We start from the raw sequence: 21,023 nt of genomic DNA on the forward strand, positions 1-21,023 counted from the left end.
CGCGCACCGCGTCCGTCCCCCATATGCTGGGAGCGGTGGCTCCGTTCTCCGGGCCACCGCTCCCAGCGGAAGGACAACGAAGACATGGTGCACAAAGTTCAGGGCGTCGTGGTGCGGGCGAAGGACGCCCCCGCCACCATCGAGACCATCCTGGTTCCGGACCCGGGGCCCGGCGAGGCACTGGTCGACATCCTCACCTGCGGCGTCTGCCACACCGATCTGCACTACAAGCAGGGCGGTATCAACGACGAGTTCCCGTTCCTGCTGGGCCACGAGGCCACCGGCGTCGTGAGCGCCGTCGGCGACGGCGTCACGACCGTGGCCCCCGGTGACCGCGTCATCCTGAACTGGCGCGCGGTCTGCGGCGAATGCAGGGCATGCCGCCGGGGTGAGCCCCAGTACTGCTTCAACACGCACAACGCCACGCAGAAGATGACGCTCGAGGACGGCACCGTCCTGTCCCCCGCGCTCGGCATCGGCGCCTTCGCCGAGAAGACCCTCGTGGCCGCGGGCCAGTGCACCAAGGTGGATCCCGCAGCGGATGCCGCCGCGGTCGGGCTGCTCGGATGCGGCGTCATGGCCGGGATCGGCGCCGCCATCAACACGGGCAACGTCTCCCGCGGCGACTCCGTCGCCGTCATCGGGTGCGGTGGCGTCGGCATCGCCGCCGTCGCCGGGTCGAAGCTCGCGGGAGCCACCACGATCATCGCCGTCGACATCGACGACCGGAAGCTCGAACTCGCGAAGGGCCTCGGGGCCACGCATGTGCTGAACTCCAAGACCGAGGACCCGGTGGAAGCCATCCGCGCCCTCACCGGCGGGAACGGGGCGGACGTCGTGATCGACGCCGTCGGGCGCCCCGAGACCTACCAGCAGGCGTTCTACGCCCGCGACCTCGCCGGGACCGTGGTGCTCGTCGGAGTCCCCACGCCCGAGATGACCATCGAGCTTCCGCTGCTCGACGTCTTCGGACGCGGCGGATCGCTCAAGTCCTCCTGGTACGGGGACTGCCTGCCCAGCCGGGATTTCCCGATGCTCGTCAGCCACTACCTGCAGGGCAACCTCGACCTCGACGCGTTCGTCACCGAGCGCATCCGCCTGGACCAGGTCGAGGAGGCCTTCGAGAAGATGCACGGCGGCACCGTGCTCCGATCGGTGGTGGAGCTCTGATGGCAGCGAGGGTCGAGCATCTCGTCACCTCGGGCACCTTCTCGCTCGACGGCGGCACCTGGGACGTCGACAACAACGTGTGGATCGTGGGCGACGACGAGGAATGCGTGGTGATCGACGCGCCGCACGATGCCGCTGCGATCGTCGACCAGATCAACGGGCGCGTCGTCCGGGCTATCCTCCTGACACACGCGCACGACGACCACATCCGCGCTGTCGGGGACCTCTTCGACGCCGTGCATGCGCCGATCTACCTCCACGACGGCGACCGGGAGCTCTGGAACATGGTGTTCCCCGAGCTGAGCCCCGACCAGTCCATCGCCGACGGCGACACGATCGAGGTAGCCGGCGTGACCCTCACGGCGCTGCACACGCCCGGCCACTCCCCCGGCTCCGTCTGCTACTACCTCGAGGAGGCCGGCACCGTCTTCACGGGCGACACTCTCTTCCAGGGCGGACCGGGCGCCACGGGACGTTCCTACAGCGACTTCCCGACAATCATCGAGTCCATCCGCACCAGGCTGCTCACCCTGCCGGCGGACACGATCGCGCGCACCGGCCACGGAGACAGCACGACGATCGGCGACGAGGCACCGCACCTCGAGGAATGGATCGCGCGCGGGCACTGACACCCGTGTACCCGGCGTTCCGCCCTCCGTTCAGGACACGCGGGACGCCGAGGGCGCAGGGGAAGAGCCCTCGAGACGGACCGCCGCGGCGTACGCGGCCAGCAGCGAATCCTCGACGTCGTCCACCGTCACACCGGCGGCGAGGTCTTCGGCCGCGCCGGCTGTGGCGGGCCGCCACGGGAGCTCCAGGGCTGCGTAGACGTCGGTGAGGACCGCGCGGAGCGGCGCCGAGTCCTCGACGACGATCACCGAGGAGAACAGCCACGCGCCGGCGACCACCCGCTGGGCCGTGCCCACGAGCTTGAGGGCAGGAACGCCGCCCTGCCGTCCGTGCACGCTGAACTCGCCCGGGCAGTACTCGCCCGGCACCTCGCCCACGCGCGCGTCGAGTCCGACGTCGGCGAGCACGCCGGCGAAGAAGTCCCCGAAGGCGGCGAAGCGGGCACGCGTGCCGGCCACGGCGTCGTGCGCGGGTTCTACGTGGTCGACGACCAGGCAGCCCCGATGGTAGGCGGCCGCACGCCCGCCGGCCCGCCTCACGAGCGGCACGAAGCCATGCCGGACCGAGGCTGCGCTCGCCGCATCGTAGCCCGGAAGCCGGGCGTCACGCTGTCCGAAGGCGACGGTCGGGCTCGGCCTGTAGAGGCGGAGCGTCGGCGGCCGGAGACCTGCCGCGACGTCGCGCAGCAGCGCGATCCCGCGCTCGAGCTCGGCAGCCGCACAGCCCGACACCGGATCGACGACGAGCGCCAGTTCGCCGGCGCCCTTCCACGGATTACTCATCCGTCCATCGTAGGCAACGCGACGACACCCGCAACGACAGCTCCCTCCATGAGGACCGACCAGCAGTGACAATCCTGCCCCCGGCGGTCCTGGGAGGTGTGGCGGCCGTCGTGCTCCTGAGCGCTCCTCGAGGCGATGACGTATGCAGATCCGCGCTAGACAGACCGGTCTGCTCACTGTTTCGATGGGGCATCCGGCTATGCCCCGATGGCTGGAACGCATAGAGGCGTAAGACCTGGTCTGCGGTGCTGGCACCAGTGGTGCTTCTGGAACCTGGTTCCTGGTGCCCGCACTCCCCACGTCCCAGGAGAACACGGTGAGCGGCAATCAGGCAGGACAGGCGGATGATACGCAGTGTCGCGTGTGCGCTGCTGGGATTCCGGCGTCGTGGTGCCCGCAGGATGAAGGTACTCGCCATTGGTCGTGTGACCTGCCCAGGGCATCCGGGGGCACATCAGGCGCACGGTGCCCCTCGCCGAGCGGTCGCCGCCTAGCCCTCCGAACCCCCAGGGGCAGAAGTACCACTCAGGACAGGACGGCCTGTCTCGGACGATCGCGAGGGACGAACGGATGACCGGTCAGGGGTCCGGGCACGGACGGGTGCTCACGGTATGCATGGCGTTGCTGCTGGCACTGCTGACGGTCGCGGCGGCGCCTGCGAGCGCCGGCGGCAGGGTCGGGGTGGGGCAGGAACCCCTGGAAGGCCCGTACCTTGGGGCCCTGCTGGACTGGGCCACCGATTCATCCGCCGCCCACGCGCGGCGCCTGGGAGCGCCGGCAGCGATCTATGGACGGACGGTGCCGCTGCCCATGAGCGACCAGGAGCAGGGCTACCTGCGCGCCTACTTCGGCCAGATCTCCGACCAGGGCGCTCATGCCCTCCTCACGGTCCGCCCCGACGTCGCACTGGACGACGTCGACGATCCCTACGCCTCGGCATTGGCCGCGCAGATCGCCGATGTCGCGGAAGGCTACCAGGGCAGGGTGTTCGTTCGTTTCGCCCCGCAGATGAACGTTCCGTGGGTGCCGTGGGGGCAACAGCCCGAGGCATACCGGGACGCATTCCGGGTTCTTGCAGCGGCGATGGACGAGGAACTCGAGGACCCGGTGATGGTGTGGTCTCCCGCCGCTGCCGAGGACTACCCCTTCCGTGAGCCGTCCGGGACAGGACCCGCAGGCGGGGCACTCGGGTCGCTCGATACGGATGGGAACGGGGTGTGGGATCTCGATGACGATGCCTACGCACCCTATTATCCCGGCGACGAGGTCGTGGACTGGGTGGGCCTGTCGGCCTACCACGACGAGACCGGCGAGACCTCCGTGCGGAACGCGGTTCCCGAGCCCGGCGAGTTCGAGGCCCTGCTCGGGCCCGCGACATCGACCGGTCCCGCGACGGACGACAACTTCTACGCCGCATACGCTGCCGGGCACGGCCGCCGGCTGATGGTGGAGACCGCGGCTTTCTACAGCTCGGACGTCCGCGGCGGATCCTCGGAACGCGAGATCAAGAGCACATGGTGGGAACAGGTGCTGGCCGCGCCGGGTGACGGCTATGGACTGATCGGTGCCGTCGTGTGGAACGAGACCGTCGAACAACGCCAGGAAGGGACGGTCGGCGTGGAGTGGCGGGTCACCGCCGAACCGGATCTGGCAGGCGCGTTCGCCCGGCAGGTGGCCGAGAGCGGAGCGGTGACCGGACCTGTCGTCGCCCCAGCCGTCCTGGAGGGCGTGGCGCCACCGGCCACAGGCACGACGCTGCATGCGCCGGTTGCCTGGACCGTGGCCGGCACCGCCGTGGCCGCGGCCCTGGTCCTGTGCCTGCTGCCGCGCTGGCGTCCCGTCCGGCGCTGGGCGTATGCCGGTACAGAATCCCGGGACACGCGCATCGACATGCTGCGCGGGATGGCCATCGTCTTCGTCGTCGTCAACCACGTCGGCCTCACCTCGCTGTTCCAGCTCCTCACCCAGGAGACCCTCGGGGTCGTCTCCGGAGCCGAGCTCTTCGTGCTGCTCTCGGGCGCCGTCCTCGGCCTGGTCTACGGGCCCAGGATCAAGGACCAGCTGGGCGACGTCGTGGACCGTACGAGCAAACGGGCATGGAAGCTCTACGTCACCGCCCTGGTCGTGGTTCTCCTCGTCCTGGCACTGAGCCGACTGCCCTTCCTCGACGCCACGGCCGTGACGACGTTCACGGACCAGGGCACGGGAGCGGCCGGCACCGGAGGCGCCGGAACGGTCTATGACCTCTACGCCGGCATGGATGGACTGTTCCGGTTCCCCGTCCCCGCACACCTCATCCCGGATCTGTTCCTGCTGCAGATCGGGCCCTGGCAGTTCAACGTCATGGGCCTGTACGTGATCCTGCTCGCCATCAGCCCCCTCGTGCTGCTCGCGCTCAGTCGCGGCCTCGTGTGGCTGGTCCTCGCAGCGAGTCTCGGGCTCTACACAGTCGGCTTCACCACAGAGATCAGGCTTCTGCCGTCGCAGTTCGAGGATTCCTTTCCCCTGCTGGTCTGGCAGGTGCTGTTCGTCCTGGGCATCACCGCCGGCTACTACCGCCGCCACATCGTGGCCTGGTTCTCCCACCGGCGCCGGAGGCTCCTGCTATGGGCGTGCGTACTCCTCGCCGTCGCCCTCGCCGTGTTCTCCGCGACCAGCACGTACTTCACCAATGCCTACGACGTCCGGCTGGCGTTGCTGCCCGAGCAGACCTTCCGTGCCGTCTACGACAGCTTCTTTGCACGGACCTACCTGGGACCCGGACGGCTGCTGAACGTACTGCTGGTGGTGATCGCCGGGTATGCCCTGCTCACCGCCTACTGGAAACCCCTCGAACGGATACTGGGATGGTTCCTGATACCCCTGGGGCAGGCGACCCTGTACGTGTTCATCCTCCACGTCTTCCTGATCCTCGCCGCCACCAACATCCCCGCTCTCCGCCAGGGGGATGTCTGGTTGAACACGGTCGCCTACGCGGTGATCCTCATCCTGTTGTGGGTCATGGTGAGAACCCGGTTCCTGTTCCGCATCGTCCCCCGCTGATGCATCCACCCCATGACAGGCAACCGACCGACAGCTCGCGGCGAATCTGCCGGGAGGCATACCGCCGTGCCCACACGTGCACCGTCCTCATCGACGTGACGTCGTTCAAGCGTCCACCGCGAGATCCTGGCGATCGGTCTGCCGCCCGAGGATCTCAGGACAATGCTCTTGCAGCGCCTGCGGTGGGCGACCGCGTGGAGCTACTCGCCGGGTTCGCCGCGGTCGTCCGCAACGTCTGGTTCGGCCGCCCTGGGCTTCGCCGTGGCATCGAAGGTGATGAAGGGCAACAGCCTGGACTGGCACCTGATCCGGCCACAGCTGATCGCAACGGCCCTGCTCATCCTCGAGGAAGTGCCCTCCGACGCAGCCAGGCGGTGAGCGCCCGGATACCAGGGAGAAGGTCATGTTCCGGACAGGAAGTAGCGGATACTCGTCGTTCGGCGCAAGCCGTCATGCGGGGATCAGATACTGCGGTGGGTGCGTACAGCATCCTCGAGGGCATCGAGGCGCGGTGCCAGCATGGCGTCTACGGCCAGCGGGTCACTCCGGTTCAGGTCCTGCATCGTGCGCCGGGTGGCTGCCGCCGTGTTGATCTCGTGGTGGCCGGCACCCAACCCTGCCAAGATCTCGTCGACGACGTCCTCGACCGGTCTGCGTCCGAAGCCGAGATCCTCACCGGCGGTGGAACTGGTCATCATGTCCGTGTCCGTGGCACCGGGGTAAGCCGTGGCCACATGGACGCCCGTGCCATGCAGTTCCCGCCTGAGGGCCTCGCCGAAGTGGGCTATACCGGATTTCGTTGCCGCGTACACCGTGTAGAAGGGCAGACCGGTGAGGGCGATGCCACTGGAGACGGCGAGCAGGATACTCCCCCGCGGAGAAGCTGCCTCCTTGAGGGAGGGTAGTAGTGCCCGTGTGAGCAGGATCGGCGCGGTGAGGTTGAGGGCGATCATGGCCAGCACATCCTCTTCCGGCAGATCTTCCAGGCGCCCTGCTCGTACGTTCCCTGCGTTGTTCACCAGGAGGTCCACCGGGCCGCGCCGTCGGGCGGCGTCGGCGACCCTCCTGGCGGCTCCTGGTCCGGTGATATCAGCAGCCAGCACCTCTGCCTGCCCGCCGAGAGAACGCACCATCTGCGCCGTTTCCTCCAAGGGGCTGCGGCGCCGGCCCACCAGCAGCAAGCTACCGCCGTGTTCCCCGAACTTCATGGCGAGGGATCGTCCGATGCCGCTACCGGCACCGGTGATCACCCCGGTCCTGTTGTCGATGTCCATACGTCGTCCTTACCGATGATGGTTTCTGCGGCGGTATCCACGGCACGGGCCTCCGATGCCATGACCGGGATCACTCTGGCTCCTCGCCGGAACGAGGTCATGGGCGGGATGCACGCCCGGTCCGTGTGGTCATCCGGAGCACTGCTTCGGTGGTCACCCCGAGGACCAGGTGAGCGACTGCGCCGCGTGCGTGGGCCTGCCATGGATACCGGCTCGGGCCTGCTGCGATGCCGAGCAAGGGCGCGGCCGTCTCGTCCATGATCGCGAACAGTGCCAGACCGTAGGCTGCTCCGCTGCCGGCCCGCACTGCCGGGGCCCTGCGTCGAAGCACGCCGTAGGCGGCGCCGGGCAGGACGCCCAAGGCGTAGTGCACCACCATCCCGGCGATGTTCGGCTGAGCCGGCAGCCGGCGCCCGACGAGCGCGGCTGCCTTATCCGCTGCGGCATGAGCCACGTCGAGGTTTCCCGGGCGGGCACGGTGTTCGCGCTGAAGTGCTGAGAATTCCTCGTTGTCGTACATGACCCAGCCGACCCGGTCCATCACCCACACCCCGGCAGCACCAGCAGCGGCCCCGAGCAGCAGGCTCGCACATATCCCACCGGAGGAACGCCCACCGCGTGTTGTACGAGGTGTTCCTCGGATGTCCGTTGTGTCCTGCCCCGAGGGCGCGTCGTCATCCGACTCGATCTGGCCGGCTTTCGTCATGTGCCTCACCTTTCCGCAGGAGTCCTCCTCAGTTCCGGACCACGTTAGCTGCTCCGCACCTCCAGCGGTCCACAGAACTCGAACCCGCGCGGTGTTGACGCATGTCCTGCTGCTACCCGAGCGGACGATCACCACCTCTGGTCGGAGGAGACGGCAGAAAACAGGATGGAGCAGTCAGCCCTCGGATGAGCGTGCCCCGAGTTAGCGCAAGTCCACCTCCTACCTCTCCCAGGACGTCGCGGCACTCCTCGATCACGTACGGTCGTGGACATGACGTGGAAGCCGGTGACGCCGTGAACATGGAGATGACAACCGGGCAGAGCCTGCTGGGCGCCCTCGCGCTGGCCGTGGTGCTCTCGGTCCTGCATCTGCTGGCCCCGAGGATCCGGAAGCTGCCTCTGGTACCAGAGCGCTACACGGGCTCCTTCGCCGGCGGCCTCGCGGTCGCGTATGTCTTCCTGCACCTGCTTCCGGACATCGCCGAAGGGAACGAGGCGATCGGTGAGGCGCTGGAGGACACGGTCACCGTCACTCCCCTCCTCGACCTGGGGATCTTCGTGGTGGCCCTCGCCGGTTTCACCGTGTTCTACGGGTTGGAGCGCATGGCCTCCCGCCAGGGCCTGCGCGACGGTGCGAGGACTGCGCCCTCCAACGGCGCGTACTGGCTCCACCTCGGGTCCTTCGTCGTCTACAACGTACTGATCACCTACACGATGGCCCTTCGACTGCAGACCGGCATTCTGTTCGCCCTGCTGTTCACCGTCGCCATGGGACTGCACTTCATCCTCACCGACCGTGGACTGGAGGAACACTACGGACACCGGTTCCAGCGCTCAGGCCGGATCGTCCTCGCTGCCGCACTGATCGCCGGATGGGCCCTGGATGCCCTCTTCGCGCCGAACAGCACCCTGGTGGTCGCCCTGCTCACCGCCGCTCTGGGAGGATCCATCCTGCTGAACGTCTTCAAGGAAGAACTGCCGTCGAACCGGAACTCGAGCTTCCTCTGGTTCACCATCGGCCTCGTCCTCTACGCCGTCCTCCTCGGCACCATCACCGCCCTCAGCACCTGATGCGCTCCTCCCGCAACGAACGACGGATCAGCGTATGGACAGGCTGACAGTGGGATTGATGGCAGACCCAGGCCTGCCGGAGAAAGTAGCTTCCTCGCTCGGTGCACAGCTCTCCCGGGATCTCGCAGATGCTGCTGCTCCTGGCGTGCACTGGGAAACAGAGGTCAGCCGCGCATCCCTGCCGCTGACCGTGGACGGAGACATACCGTTACTGGACTATGCGGGCCGGCTGCGCGACGAGCACCGGTGGGAGTACGTGGTGTACCTGACAGATCTGCCCCGCACCTTCGAGGACGAACCGATGGTGTGCGAGGTGAGCGTACCCGATCAAGCGATCCTGATCTCCCTGCCGACTCTGGGCACCTGGCGCCTCCGCGCCAGAACCCTGAAGCTCATCAGTGCCCTCATAGTGTCCATGCACGGTCGCGGGGATCTTCCGCCCCCGGCGACGATCACACGGGTACTGGGAAGCACGATCGCCTACCGCGTGCTCTCCCCGGAGGACACCGACACCTCGTACATCGTCGTGCCCGGACCGGCCAACAGGGTACGGCTACTGGCCGGCATGGTCCACAACAACAGGCCCGGACGCCTGCTATCAGCCCTTTCCGGGTGCATGGCCGCGGCTGCAGCGACAGGTGCTTTCGGTATCTTCTATGCCTCGATCTGGAACATGTCCGATGCCCTCCATCCGGTGCGGCTGGCGGTCATCACCCTGGTGGTGATCAGTGCGCTCAGCGGATGGTTGATTGTTCGCAATGGTCTGTGGAATCGGGTCCGGAGCGCCGATCTGCCACGCCGCGCGCTGTGGGACAACGTGTCGACCCTCATCACGGTGGGGCTCGGTGTGGCCATGATGTACGTACTGCTGTGGGCCGCGCTCTTCCTTGTGGCTCTGGCCGTCATCGCCGCCAGTTACCTCCACTCCGAACTCGGTCACTCCGTCACCCTCCTCGACTACGGGCACCTCTCCTGGCTGGCTGCTTCCCTCGGCACCCTCGCCGGCGCCCTGGGATCCAACTTCGACAGCGACACTGCGATCCGGGAAGCCACCTACAGCCGGCGCGAATACCAGCGCAGACAACTCTCCGACACCGGAAATCCTCCTGATGATGCCGCTCACCGCGGAGATGGCTAGGAATTGTCCCTGGGATCATCCGTCGAAGGAAGGTGGAAGGGCATCGCCCGGCGGCAGGCTTCGGCATCTGATCCATGGATGATGACGGGACCGGTGGGAGACCAGAGCCGATCCACAGTAGCCTTGTCGTTCCGGTCCCGGTCAACCACGCCGAGGAGGTTCCCGCACCCTGCTGGAAAGGAAGGTGAACGCTGCCATGGATGCTTTTCTGACGATCCTTGGGATCGCGGTGGCGGCCGTGGGCCTCAATGACATCTTCCACACCCTGCTTCACCCCAGCGGGAGAGGTTGGCTCAGTCACCGGATCGTTGCCGGGGCGTGGAGGCTCTCAAGAACGTCCGGTCACCGGTTCGGTCACATTGCCGGTCCAGCTGCCATGGTCGCGGTCATCATCATGTGGGCTCTCCTGCAGGCTCTTGGGTGGGCGCTCATCTATTACCCCCACATCCCGGAAGGCTTCAGCTATTCACCCGGTCTCGATCCGGACCGCTACAACACCTTCGCGGAGGCTCTTTACATCTCGCTGGTATCGCTGGCGACTGTCGGGTACGGCGATGTCATTCCCATCCAACCCTGGATCCGCCTCTTCTCCCCCATCCAGGCCCTGACCGGTTTCGCCCTCCTTACCGCAGCGCTGTCCTGGTTCAGCCAGGTCTACCCCGCGCTGGCACGCAGGCGCGCTCTGGCCATCCGGCTGCACCTGCTGAAGGACAACCGATACGCCGACAGCCTGAACGAGCTCGGCGCCTCAGCGGGAAGCCGCGTCGTGGAAGAGGTCGCCGCTGGCATCACCGCAGCGCGGGTGGACATGACACAGAACGCGGTTACCTACTACTTCCGGGAGACCGATCCCCGGATGTCCCTGGCTCACTCCGTCCCCTATGCGATGACGCTCAGCAGCACCGCACGAAACGCGCCCACCCCTGAGCTACGGCTGAACGGGTTGATCCTGCAGGCGGCCCTGGATGACCTCGCGGAACATCTCACACAACAGTTCTCCCTCCCGGGAGATTCACCAGAGGAAATCTTCACCTCCTTCATGTCCGACCAGGGACACCCTCCCCAGCAGTGACATCTGGGCACCAAGGATCTCCGACCAGGCACGGTCCTGCCCGCGTGACAACCGGCGCTAGCGGATGGCAGTTCCAGCTGCTTGCCGGCCGAGCTGTACGGCGCCCACGGCGACGTCTCACGCGGGCTCCCGTTCCTCCTCGCCCGTTGGCCGGCCGAAGCGGTACCCGCACGGGCCCTCCTTGCGTGCCCGCCGATTTGTTCATGGCAGGCCCTCCCCGGGAAAGCTACGGTGAACCCCATGGAACCGGTGAAGTCGGAACCGGTGCGCGTGTGTGGGCCGGAGCCCGCAGGGAGAATCGAGGATCGGCATGGATATCAACGTGGTGCTGGCCCTGTTCGCCGGCGCCCTACTCGTGTTCGCTGCCTTCTCCACCGCGCTGCAGCGTGCCAGCCTGCCCGGGCCCTTGCTGTGCCTGGTGTTCGGGGTGCTGATCGGACCCCACGCCCTGGGCCTGCTGCGGATGGAGGACTTCGGGGTACCCACCGGCACACTGCTCGAGCAGACCGCCCGCATCACCCTCGCGGTCGGCCTGGCCGGAGTGGCACTACGCCTTCCCCACGGCTACTGGCGGGACAACGCCCGGTGGATCACCGTCATCATCGGCCTGGGCATGGCATTGATGCTCGTCGTCGCCACCGGGGTGCTGTCGTGGGGGCTGGGCGTACCGTTCCTGGTCGCGCTGCTGCTCGCGGCGATCATCACCCCGACCGATCCGGTGGTCACCACTCCCATCGTCACCGGGTCCCAGGCCGAGCAGAAGGTACCCGAACGGGTCCGACACAACCTCTCCGCCGAAAGCGGACTCAACGACGGACTGGCCTACCTGTTCGTGATGCTACCCGTCCTGCTGATCACCGAACCGGAGCAGGCATGGCACGAACTGCTGACGAAGGTCCTGCTGTGGGAAGTGCTCGGCGCCGCCGTCGTCGGATTCATCGCAGGGTACCTGCTGGGCAAGGCCTTCGTCCTCGTGCAGGCCAAAGGCCTCATGGAGGAAAGCTCCTACCTGGCGTTCATCGTGCCCCTGGCCCTACTCCTGCTCGGGGCCGGCAAACTCATCGGCACCGATGCCCTCCTGGCCGTCTTCGTGGGCGTGGCCGTCTTCGGTCAGGTCATCCCCCCGCGTGAGGAAGCACAGGAGGAAAAGGTCAACGACGCCGTGGCACGGCTATTCCTGTTGCCGGTCTTCCTCCTTCTCGGAGTAGCGCTGCCGATCAGCGAATGGGCAGCGCTCGGCTGGATCACTCCCGTGGTGGTCGCTGCCGCGGTGCTACTGCGCAGGCTGGTCACGACGTGGTCGCTGCGGCCATTGTTCAAGGGCATTCACGACCGCTCCGAAACAGCATTCCTGAGCTGGTTCGCGCCCGTGGGAGTTTCCGCGCTGTTCTATGCGACCCTGGCCGAACGCCACACCGGTAACCACCAGATCTTCGTCTACGCCACCCTGGCCATCACCGTATCCGTACTGGTCCACGGGCTCACCTCGGCACCTTTCAGCGCCTGGCTGAAGCACCACGAACCACAGGTAAAGGAGCAAAGGGAAACCGACGCGTAGTCCGTTGCCATCCACGGCTGAGAACCGTCTCCCGGCAGAAGGCCTCTGCAGGTGTGATCTGTCGGTCGTCGTTGCAGCGGGAAAAGGGAGAAGGCCGCCCTTTGCCGACGCCGCCCTCCGCCACGCAGCGTGATGGAGGCGCTGATCCGACCCGGAGCAGAATCCGGTGGTCGTACCTGGCTCCTCGTCGCAGCGTATTGTCGGAGCAGTGTTTCAAAGGTCTGCGCTGGTTGCGTCGGAGGAGGACTTGATGATTGACCCCAGCACCATAGCTGCAAGGAGGTTCCCGCCGGCCAGGTCCGGGGACAGCACCATCAGTGGACGCGGGGGTGGCGACGATGTGGTTTGACTCGTGGTCGGACATCGTCCGGGTCCTTGTCGTGGGAGCAGTCGCCTACGGCACGCTCATCGGGGTTCTGCGGCTCTCCGGCAAGAGGACTCTGAGCCAGCTCAACGCTTTCGATTTCATCGTCACCGTCGCGTTGGGATCGACCCTCGCGACCATCCTGCTCAGCTCCGATGTCGCCTACGCCGAAGGACTCGCTGCTCTCCTCCTCCTCGCGGGACTGCAGTTGATCGTCGCCTGGGTTTCCGCGCGCTGGCCCGGCGCAAGGAACACGGTGACCGCTAAACCCACCGCCCTCGTCGTGAATGGGCGATTGCAGTTCGACGAGCTCCGCCGGAATCGGCTTACCGAGTCCGAAGTCCTGCAGGCGGTGCGCAGCACCGGCACCGGGGATCTGTCCTCAGTTGCCGCCGTCGTCCTGGAGACCAACGGGAAACTCAGTGTCATCCCGATGCAAAAGCTCGGTAGCGGCTCCGCCATGCGCGGCATCGACGGCTACCCCCGCGAACACGAGTGATGGCCAGCACTGATGGTCGAGGCATTGCCGGACGCACCGTCGGAGTCGACTCCGTGAACGAACCGGTGACGGGGCGGGACACGGGCCTGCTCCGCGCTGAGGCCGTGGCAGATCGTCTGGACAAGCCCATGGGCATCCTGGGCGTCATCTTCCTGTTCGTGGTGCTCGGGCAGATCCTGGCCACCAGCAACGGCATGGTCCTGTTTTTCACCGTGGTGGGATGGGTGTTCTGGGCGGTGTTCGTCGCGGAATTCCTGCTCAGGGCCTACATCGCCGGGTTCAGCCGGACGTTCTGGAAGAAGAACTGGTGGCAGGTCGTGTTCCTCCTGGTACCGTTCCTGCGCTTCTTCCGTGCGTTGCAGGCGTTACGCTTCGTACGGTTGGCCCGTTTCGCGCGCTTCGGCGGCATCGTCTCCGCAGGGGTCCGCGGCTCACGATCAGCCGGGCGGCTGCTGTCGAGTCGGATCGGCTGGCTGGCGGCCGTGACAGCGGTCGTCATCCTCGCCTCGAGCCAGCTGTTGTACGCGACAGGCACCCACGCTTCCTATGCCGATGCCCTGTTCGAGTCCGCGATGGCGACGATCACCGGCAGCGGTCTCACCCCCACAACGTCCTTCGCCCGCATCCTGCAGGTGATCCTTGCTGTCTACTCGGTCGCGGTCTTCGCCACTCTCGCCGGATCCCTCGGTGCCTTCTTCCTGCGCGGAACCGACCCGTCCTCACCCTCACCCGACCAGCCATCGACGACTGAACACCCGTGACCGGGGCGCCCCGGCTCAGAACCACCTGCGGTGGCTTCCGGAAGGGTTCGGTCGTTGAGGGCCGCAGATTATTCCCACAGCTCTATGCCGGTGAGCCTGTTCGTCAGATCGTGCTGAATCACCGCGTCGAAGGGTGAACCATCGATCGACGTCCGCACTCGTTCAATCTGCGCGAGGAGCGGGGTGGTGAGGTCGGCCAGTGAGCCGGCGCGGGTGGCGCTGAGGGTGATTTCCGCGAGCATGTCGATGGTCCGGGCGGCTGTGCGCGGATCGCTGAACGCGTAGGTGATGAGCTGATCCATCACGAGTTCGAGGAGACCGGTGAACGTCGGAAGCGTCAGCTGCGCCCGGGCGTTCCCCTCACCATCGGTGAGCGTTCGTGGTCCTGTGGACCGGCCGGTGAGGGAGCAGAGGATCGCGGAGATGTGGCTGAGAGCGTGGACGGCTGTGGTGGGGTCGTTCACCCCTGGAGACAGCGCCTTGTCGGTGACATCCAGGAGCTGCTGAAGACCGAAGGACGGGTCCTGGGTCGAGGTGCGCTCGAACCCGGTCCTGAACGCCGCAAGCACCTCCTGCGCTGCCTCTTCGCCTCGTCCGTCGTCGAGTGGCGCCCCATCCGTGCTCCACATCCGGGCAACCGGGATGCCTTCGACCAGGGAGGTTCCGGGGCTGACGTCGACGCAGACGAACACCTCCCGTCGGGTAGCACTGGTCAGGAGGGTGTACTCGTCGACCCGGGTGAGGAAGCCTGAGCGCGGGGCCCGCAGCGGTAGGCCTCCGGAGCGGGAAAGCCGTTCCTGATTCTCCCTGAATCCTTGGTCGGGGTAGATCCGCTTCAGCGTGTGCTCTGCCTCGCGGTGCACATCGCGCAGCATGGTCTCCACGCGGATCTGCCGCGCCAGGTGAGCCAGGAACAGGACGAGCCCCACGACGCTTGCGACGGTCAGCATGAACGCGGTGGTGACGGCGATCTCCGGGACGAAGCCGGCGCCGGCGCTACTCTCCACCCGGATGCTTCTGAGCACGGTCAAAGCGAAGACGAACGTCGCAAGGAACAACGCGAGCGTGTTATGGACGAACCGATCCCTGGTGAAGGTACGCAGCAGGCGCGGGGAGAACTGGCTGCTGGCCAGCTGGAGGGTAACGACCGTCAGGGAGAACGTCAGCGACGTCACCGTGATCGTCGAACTCGCGATCGTCTCCAGCAACGACCGTGCCGCCTCGGGTCCCCCGCCGAAAAGAACACCCGACACGACCACAGGCATGCTGTCATCGAGGCGCTCATCCAGGAACGGAAGAACCTGCCCCAGGACGAGTGCGACAAGGACAGCAGCCAGCGGAACCGGCCACAGCTGGGCTCGGAGGGACTCCCGAACAGACTGCCCATCCATACGACTCACCCTGGATCGACCTCCTCATCCTTGTCGTTCACCAGCGGAACCATCGAACCGCAACCATACTGTCCACGAGGGCTGCCTGAGGACCACCAAGGGTGCGGGACGGGGCCCGGCGCCCCCGCTGCCACTCGCGCACCAGGCGAAGGGATCCGCACCCGCTCGGGCCGCCGCGGCTGATCAGTTCAGGGGAGGCGGTGCACACTCCGGTACTCCCTCGCTGATCGAGGGCGTACCGGCGAAGATGCAGGCGGCGATGCAGCCCCGCGCCAGCAGCGTCATCGCGATCGGAATCGTCGCCGCCCGGAACCTGCTGGCTCGGCCCGGGAACGCCTGCCCCACGCGGCATCGACCCCGCTAGCACGTCAGGGCGTCGGCGAAGGAGTCCAGTCGAGCCACAACCCGGCCTCGAGCGCGATGGCCGCCGGCACGGTGTGCGGCCCGTCGAACTCCCGGTACACGACCTCGTAACCGCGCCGCTTGAGGGTCGGGACCACCCGGCGGCTCGTCGCATCGATCGGGAGGACGGAGTCCTCGGTGCCGTGCGAGATGAAGACGGCCGGCTGTCCGTTCTGCGGCCCGGGCGGAACGAAACCGGGCGAGAACGCGACCACCTTGCGGAAGAGGTCGCCGTTCGCCAGTCCGAGCCCCAGCGCGTAGGAGGCTCCGTCGGAGAAGCCGGCCACACCGATCCGCTCCGGATGCACCGGGACGAACGAGAAGACCTCCTCGAGTGCCTTGTCGATGACCTCCGTGTCCGGCCCGAAACCCCCACGGATGGCATCCCAGGTGCCGCCGCGCGACGCCGGCGCGAGGATGACGATCCCGAGCTGCTCTGCCGCGGCGCGCAGCACCGACAGGCCGCCCTGCGCGTCCCCGCCTGCTCCGTGGAGGGCCACGAGCAGCGGGGCCGGTTCATCGGCGGCCAGGGATTCCGGGACGTACACGATCGGATCCCGGGTCCCCGCGACACCGAGGGCGTGTACCCCCGTCCTGATCGCCGGGCCGGGGTCCGCGGCGCCCGGACGGGCTGTGAGCACGGCGGGATCCTGCCTGTCCTCACGCTGTCCTGTATCCATGGGTCCTCCCTCGCAGGCCGTCGCAGCCACGAGGAGCGGCGCGATCATCGCACCGGCAAGCACGGATCTCCTCGTTGCCACACACGGAGTCTAGGTTTCCCGGCACGCCCTGATCCCGGTTGCCGTCCGCCGTGAAGTCGGCTAGCAGCGGGCAGAGCCTCGCGAGCAGACAGCCCCGGCACGGGGTCGTCGCCCGGCTCCTACGAGTCCCAGGCTCCGAGCAGGGATCGGGCGGCCTCAGCAGGATCAGGTGCCGAGCACAGGGCCGACACGACGGCGATTCCCGCCGCACCTGCCCGGCGGAGTGGAGCGGCGTCCGAGGCGCTGATGCCACCGATCGCCACACAGGGAAGCACGGAGCCGCCTGCGAGACGGGCGAAGCCGTCGACGCCGAGCGGTGTCGGGTGGTCCGGCTTGGTCGCGGTGGCGCGCACGGCGCCCACCCCGAGGTAGTCCACGGTGCCGGGCGGGAGGGCATGGGCGACGGCGGACTGTTCCGGCGTCGCCGCGCTCAGGCCGACGACGGCGTCGGGGCCGACGATGCTCCGCGCCAGGCCGGGCGGAAGGTCGGACTGGCCCACATGGACGCCGTGGACCGGGGCGCCTTGCTCGCGTGCCGCGAGGTACACGTCGACCCGGTCGTCGACCAGCACGGGCACGCGGTCGCCGACTGCCTCGGCCACCGCGACCAGGAGCGCGACGAGGTCACGGCCTCCCGCGTGCTTGTCCCGCACCTGCACGCACGTCACACCACCCGCCACGGCTGCCGCGACGACGTCCGCGACGGTGCGGGGAGCGCACAGCAGCGTGTCGGTCACGAGGTAGAGCGGCAGGTACGACGCCGGGAGCGGGCGCGGCATCAGTCGCCGTCCGGGAGGTTCAGGCCCTGCACGACGTCGGCCGGCGTGATGGCGGCGAGCGCGTCGAGGAAAGCGGGTGCGAAGGTGCCGGGACCCGCCGCGAGTGCGGCGGCCTTCTCGGCCGCGAGCGTGTACACACCGGTGGCGGCGGTCGCGGCGAGCAGCGCATCCGGTGTGAGGGAGGCGAAGGCGGCCATGACGGCGCCGAGCGCGCAGCCGCCGCCCGTCACGCGCGTCAGCAGAGGAGTGCCGTTGTCCACCCGGAGCACCGCGCCGCGAGCGGGGACGACGGCGTCGACGGGGCCGGAGATCGCGACGACCGATCCGTGGCGCTGCGCGAGCGAGCGGGCGGCGCCGAGCGCCGCTGCGGTCCCGTCGGTGGAGTCCACCCCGCGTCCTCCGCCTCCTGCACCGGCGAGGGCGATGATCTCGGAGGCGTTGCCGCGGATGATCGTGGGCCCGAGGGCGACCAGCTCCCGCGCGGCGTCGGTCCGGACGGTGAGGAAGCCCACGGCCACGGGGTCGAGGACCCACGGGGTGCCGGCCGACCCGGCGGCGTGCGCGGCCTCCCTCATGGCAGCGCGCTGGCTGTCGGTCGGCGTGCCGAGGTTGACGAGGACCCCCGAGGCGACGGGCGCGAACTGGCCGGCCTCCCCGGGGATGTCCACCATGGCGGGAGCGGCACCGAGGGCGAGCAGGACATTGGCGGTGAAGTTCGTGACGACGGCATTGGTGACGCACTGGACCAGCGGCGAGGCGGTCCGGAGGTCCGCGAGCAGTGCCGCGCATGCTTCGGCGGTGACCGGGCCGTCCTGCGCTGCTGCGCCGCGCTCCGGCGCTGTGGGGCGTGGTTCCGCGTGTGTCTCGGTCATGGCTGCCTTTCGCTGGGTGGAGCGGAAGGACGGACGGACCGAGGGCCCGGCAGGACATCCCTTCGCCAGTATGAGCTGGATCAGGTTCGACGGGTCTTATCTCAGCCCCTCCCGTGGAGGGACACCCCGTGTCGCTGTTCGAACGATAACGCCTCGGCGGGGAGCATCCAAGCCGGGGCGCGGACGGGCGGGCACCCGTGCAGCAGGCACGTGCACCCGCCCAGGGATCAGCGGCCGCCCTCGATCCGGCGGCTGTGCTGCTCCCTGCCGGGGCCCCCGTAGGGGTAGTCACTGAACGTCGGCGCGCTGACGTCGTCGAGGCTGCCGAGTTCCTCCGGTGTCAGCTCGAGGTCCGCCGACGCGAGGTTGTCCGCCAACTGCTCCTGCGAGCGCGCTCCGAGGATCACGGACGTCACGGCGGGCTTCGACGCGACCCAGGCCAGGGCCACGTGCGAGGCGTTGACGCCGCGCTCGGCGGCGATGCCGGTCACGGTATCGATGATCCGCCACGTCCGGTCCTGGGCGTTGCGCTTCTCCCAGGCCTCCATGCCGCGCTGCGGGTTCTCCCCGAGCCGCGTGGCACCGGTGGGCTCGGTGTCGCGGGAGTACTTGCCGGTCAGCCAGCCGCCGCCGAGCGGCGACCACGGCAGCATACCCATGTCCGCGTCGAGTACCGCAGGGACGATCTCGGCCTCGATCTCGCGCACGAGCAGCGAGTACTGCGGCTGCAGCGTCACCGGCAGGGAGTAGCCCCGCTGGCGGGCGATCATGACCGCCTTCGTGAGCTGCCAGCCGGTGTAGTTCGAGAACCCGTAGTAGCCGATCTTGCCCTGGACCACCGCTTCGTCGAGGAACCCGAGGGTCTCCTCGAGCGGAGTCAGCGGATCCCACGAGTGCACCTGGTACAGGTCGATGTGGTCCACCCCGAGCCGCGTCAGCGAGGCGTCCAGCGCCCGGCGGAGGTGGCGCCGGGACAACCCGAGGTCGTTGACATCCTCACCCATGGGGAACCTGCCCTTGCTCGCCAGGACCATCCGGTCACGCTCTGCCGGGTTCCTGGCGAGCCACCGCCCGATGATCTCCTCGGAGGTGCCGGCCGTGTAGACGTCGGCCGTGTCGATCAGGTTGCCGCCCGCCGCCGCGTAGTCCGACAGGATGGCGTGGGAGGCGCCCTCGTCCGCTTCCGCGCCGAAGGTCATCGTGCCGAGTGCGAGATGCGATACCGAGGTGCCGCTGTTGCCGAGTTTCCGGTACTCCATGGTTCTCCTTCGTCAGTGGACGGCGCCCTGTGCGCGGTGGTCATTCGCTGACCGTGACGCCCTTCCAGAAAGCGTAGTAACCACGGATGTTCTCCGCCGCTTCTTTCGGTTCCGGGTAGCTCCAGGCCGCATCCTTGTTCTGCTCACCGCCCACCTCCAGCGTGAAGTAGCTCGCCGTGCCCTTCCAGTGGCAGACGGTCTGGGTGCGGGTCGGAACGAAATACTCTTGCGAGATCGAAGTCGGCGGGAAGTAGTGGTTCCCCTCGACCATCACCGTCTCCGCTGATTCCGCGATGATCGTGTTGTTCCAGATTGCTTTCGGCATGATTCCTCTTCCTCGAAGGTTCCCCGCGCGGGCGCGGAGGGCGCCTCCTGCCTGTCGGCGAGGGCACCAGTACCTTCCCCAACTCCCTGGGGAGCCGGAGCATTCCGAGCGCGGGCCGCCTCCGGGGGGTCAGAGCTTCCGGACGGTCAGGATCTGCTCGAGGCGGCCGAAGGGCCCGTCGAGGTCGTGCGCGACGCTCGAGGTCAGCCCTACCCCGTGCTCACCGAAAGTGACCCGGGTGTCGAGCCCCAGCCACTCGCCCCTAGGCAGTCGGTGGAGGTGGATCTGGAGGTCCACGTTGGGGAACATCCAACTGTCCCCTCCGGGCGGTACGCGCGCGGCGATGCCGTTGGCGGCGTCCATCATGCCGACGAGCCGCACGACGTCGGACGTCGTCGTCTCCTCGAGCATCGAGTAGGGATTCCGCATCCACACCTGCCCGCGGCCGGGGCGGTGCCCCGGGACGACGCGGACCTCGAGCGAACGGATGAAGCCTCCGGGCCACGCCGTCATGGCCTCGTGCGGACCGGCCTCGTCCGGGCCAGGCATGCGGGGATCCTCCACCGCGGTCACGGCGGCCGTGTCCTGTGCGCCCAGTCGCCAGGCCCTCGCCACGATCGCCGTCCGCCCGCCCGCCTCCATCCGGGCCTCCAGCAGCTCGATGGTCCGCCCGGGCCGGACGACGGCGGTGGAGACCTCGAACTCGCCGCCGGGGATCATCCCGAGGATGTCGAAGCTGATACGGCTCAGCTGCATGCCGTCGCGAGGCTCGCACTCGAGGAGGCATTGCGTGAGGAGGCCGGAGATGGGAGCCATGTGCTGCTCCTCCGGGTTCCAGGCGCCCTGGGCATGGACGGTCGATTCGAACCTTCCGCCACCGAGGTCGCGGTAGAAAGAATCTGGCACGGGGAGATCTCCTTCATCGGGGAAGCCGGGTGTACTGCGGGCAGCACGCGGGAGCCCGGGGGCATGGCCCCGGGGGCGGCACCCGCCCTATGCTAATGGAGCACCTGCTCGTCGACGCCTCGAGGCGGACCGGCCGGTGGACCGAGGCCCGGCCGGAATAGAGTCCGGGTGTCCTCGGTTCAGTTGATTGACCGGGCGAACGATTCAGCGCCCCGGTCCCACCCAGTATTCAGCCACGGCCGCCGGACGCATCACCTCCGTC

Annotated in this window: 20 protein-coding genes and 1 riboswitch; of the genes, 10 read left to right on the forward strand and 10 right to left on the reverse strand. The window is 67.9% G+C overall.

Annotation, left to right across the window (positions count from 1 at the left end; genetic code table 11):
• Nucleotides 1-84: 84 nt before the first annotated feature.
• Both AC1MFI_RS15500 and AC1MFI_RS15505 read left to right on the forward strand, forming a co-directional pair.
• On the forward strand, nt 85-1,170 hold the full coding sequence (locus tag AC1MFI_RS15500; RefSeq protein ID WP_479817974.1) for an S-(hydroxymethyl)mycothiol dehydrogenase: 1,086 nt from the start codon (nt 85-87) through the stop codon (nt 1,168-1,170).
• Nucleotides 1,170-1,799, forward strand: a complete 630-nt coding sequence (locus AC1MFI_RS15505) for an MBL fold metallo-hydrolase (protein ID WP_479817975.1) — start codon at nt 1,170-1,172, stop codon at nt 1,797-1,799. Before AC1MFI_RS15500 ends, AC1MFI_RS15505 begins: the two co-directional genes overlap by 1 nt.
• A gap of 30 nt (nt 1,800-1,829) precedes the next feature.
• Here the strand turns inward: AC1MFI_RS15505 and AC1MFI_RS15510 are convergent, their stop codons facing one another.
• Nucleotides 1,830-2,582, reverse strand: a complete 753-nt coding sequence (locus AC1MFI_RS15510) for a lipoate--protein ligase family protein (RefSeq protein ID WP_479817976.1) — start codon at nt 2,580-2,582, stop codon at nt 1,830-1,832.
• 570 nt (nt 2,583-3,152) lie between these two features.
• On the opposite strand from AC1MFI_RS15510, the gene opgC reads away from it, so the two are divergent.
• The gene (opgC, locus tag AC1MFI_RS15515) at nt 3,153-5,624 is read left to right on the forward strand and encodes an OpgC domain-containing protein (protein ID WP_479817977.1); all 2,472 of its coding nucleotides are present in this window, start codon (nt 3,153-3,155) and stop codon (nt 5,622-5,624) included.
• A gap of 162 nt (nt 5,625-5,786) precedes the next feature.
• Complete coding sequence (locus AC1MFI_RS15520) at nt 5,787-6,002, forward strand: hypothetical protein (protein ID WP_479817978.1); 216 nt, start codon at nt 5,787-5,789, stop codon at nt 6,000-6,002.
• 83 nt (nt 6,003-6,085) lie between these two features.
• Here AC1MFI_RS15520 and AC1MFI_RS15525 read toward each other — a convergent pair whose 3' ends face one another.
• Together AC1MFI_RS15525 and AC1MFI_RS15530 are read right to left on the reverse strand one after the other, a co-directional pair.
• Complete coding sequence (locus tag AC1MFI_RS15525) at nt 6,086-6,898, reverse strand: SDR family NAD(P)-dependent oxidoreductase (RefSeq protein ID WP_479817979.1); 813 nt, start codon at nt 6,896-6,898, stop codon at nt 6,086-6,088.
• A gap of 97 nt (nt 6,899-6,995) precedes the next feature.
• Nucleotides 6,996-7,604 (reverse strand): DUF1440 domain-containing protein, encoded by a 609-nt coding sequence (locus AC1MFI_RS15530; RefSeq protein ID WP_479817980.1) that lies wholly within the window; start codon nt 7,602-7,604, stop codon nt 6,996-6,998.
• 275 nt (nt 7,605-7,879) lie between these two features.
• Between AC1MFI_RS15530 and AC1MFI_RS15535 the strand changes: the two genes are divergently transcribed.
• The 6 genes from AC1MFI_RS15535 to AC1MFI_RS15560 all read left to right on the forward strand — a co-directional run bounded on the left by AC1MFI_RS15535 (nt 7,880) and on the right by AC1MFI_RS15560 (nt 14,066).
• Nucleotides 7,880-8,674 carry a hypothetical protein gene (locus AC1MFI_RS15535; protein ID WP_479817981.1) on the forward strand — a complete coding sequence of 265 codons (795 nt, stop codon included), beginning with the start codon at nt 7,880-7,882 and terminating at the stop codon, nt 8,672-8,674.
• A 58-nt stretch (nt 8,675-8,732) separates the two neighbouring features.
• Entirely contained in the window at nt 8,733-9,812 is a 1,080-nt protein-coding gene (locus AC1MFI_RS15540; RefSeq protein ID WP_479817983.1) for a hypothetical protein, read from the forward strand.
• A 376-nt stretch (nt 9,813-10,188) separates the two neighbouring features.
• Nucleotides 10,189-10,884 carry a potassium channel family protein gene (locus AC1MFI_RS15545; RefSeq protein WP_479817984.1) on the forward strand — a complete coding sequence of 232 codons (696 nt, stop codon included), beginning with the start codon at nt 10,189-10,191 and terminating at the stop codon, nt 10,882-10,884.
• Nucleotides 10,885-11,194: 310 nt separating this feature from the next.
• Entirely contained in the window at nt 11,195-12,442 is a 1,248-nt protein-coding gene (locus AC1MFI_RS15550; RefSeq protein WP_479817985.1) for a cation:proton antiporter domain-containing protein, read from the forward strand.
• Nucleotides 12,443-12,780: 338 nt separating this feature from the next.
• Nucleotides 12,781-13,305, forward strand: coding sequence for a DUF421 domain-containing protein (locus tag AC1MFI_RS15555; protein ID WP_479820912.1), 525 nt, complete (start codon nt 12,781-12,783; stop codon nt 13,303-13,305).
• The gene (locus AC1MFI_RS15560) at nt 13,305-14,066 is read left to right on the forward strand and encodes a hypothetical protein (RefSeq protein ID WP_479817986.1); all 762 of its coding nucleotides are present in this window, start codon (nt 13,305-13,307) and stop codon (nt 14,064-14,066) included. The genes AC1MFI_RS15555 and AC1MFI_RS15560 overlap by 1 nt, the downstream gene beginning before the upstream one ends.
• Before the next feature lie 68 nt (nt 14,067-14,134).
• On the opposite strand, the gene AC1MFI_RS15565 is transcribed toward AC1MFI_RS15560, so the two are convergent.
• The 7 genes from AC1MFI_RS15565 to AC1MFI_RS15595 all read right to left on the reverse strand — a co-directional run bounded on the left by AC1MFI_RS15565 (nt 14,135) and on the right by AC1MFI_RS15595 (nt 20,761).
• A complete protein-coding gene (locus tag AC1MFI_RS15565; RefSeq protein WP_479817987.1) occupies nt 14,135-15,457 on the reverse strand; it encodes a DUF2254 domain-containing protein in 1,323 nt (440 codons plus the stop codon).
• Nucleotides 15,458-15,825: 368 nt separating this feature from the next.
• On the reverse strand, nt 15,826-16,539 hold the full coding sequence (locus tag AC1MFI_RS15570; protein ID WP_479817988.1) for an alpha/beta hydrolase: 714 nt from the start codon (nt 16,537-16,539) through the stop codon (nt 15,826-15,828).
• A 200-nt stretch (nt 16,540-16,739) separates the two neighbouring features.
• Nucleotides 16,740-17,399 (reverse strand): thiamine phosphate synthase, encoded by a 660-nt coding sequence (gene thiE / locus AC1MFI_RS15575; protein WP_479817989.1) that lies wholly within the window; start codon nt 17,397-17,399, stop codon nt 16,740-16,742.
• Entirely contained in the window at nt 17,399-18,271 is an 873-nt protein-coding gene (gene thiM, locus AC1MFI_RS15580; RefSeq protein WP_479817990.1) for a hydroxyethylthiazole kinase, read from the reverse strand. The genes thiE and thiM overlap by 1 nt, the downstream gene beginning before the upstream one ends.
• Before the next feature lie 40 nt (nt 18,272-18,311).
• A riboswitch (TPP riboswitch) is annotated at nt 18,312-18,410 on the reverse strand.
• Nucleotides 18,411-18,498: 88 nt separating this feature from the next.
• Complete coding sequence (locus AC1MFI_RS15585; RefSeq protein WP_479817991.1) at nt 18,499-19,530, reverse strand: aldo/keto reductase; 1,032 nt, start codon at nt 19,528-19,530, stop codon at nt 18,499-18,501.
• Between the two features lie 40 nt (nt 19,531-19,570).
• On the reverse strand, nt 19,571-19,855 hold the full coding sequence (locus AC1MFI_RS15590; protein ID WP_479817992.1) for a DUF427 domain-containing protein: 285 nt from the start codon (nt 19,853-19,855) through the stop codon (nt 19,571-19,573).
• Nucleotides 19,856-19,984: 129 nt separating this feature from the next.
• Nucleotides 19,985-20,761, reverse strand: a complete 777-nt coding sequence (locus tag AC1MFI_RS15595) for a thioesterase family protein (protein ID WP_479817993.1) — start codon at nt 20,759-20,761, stop codon at nt 19,985-19,987.
• Nucleotides 20,762-21,023: the final 262 nt, after the last annotated feature.

The sequence above is a fragment of the Arthrobacter sp. BC5 genome, assembly GCF_056680255.1.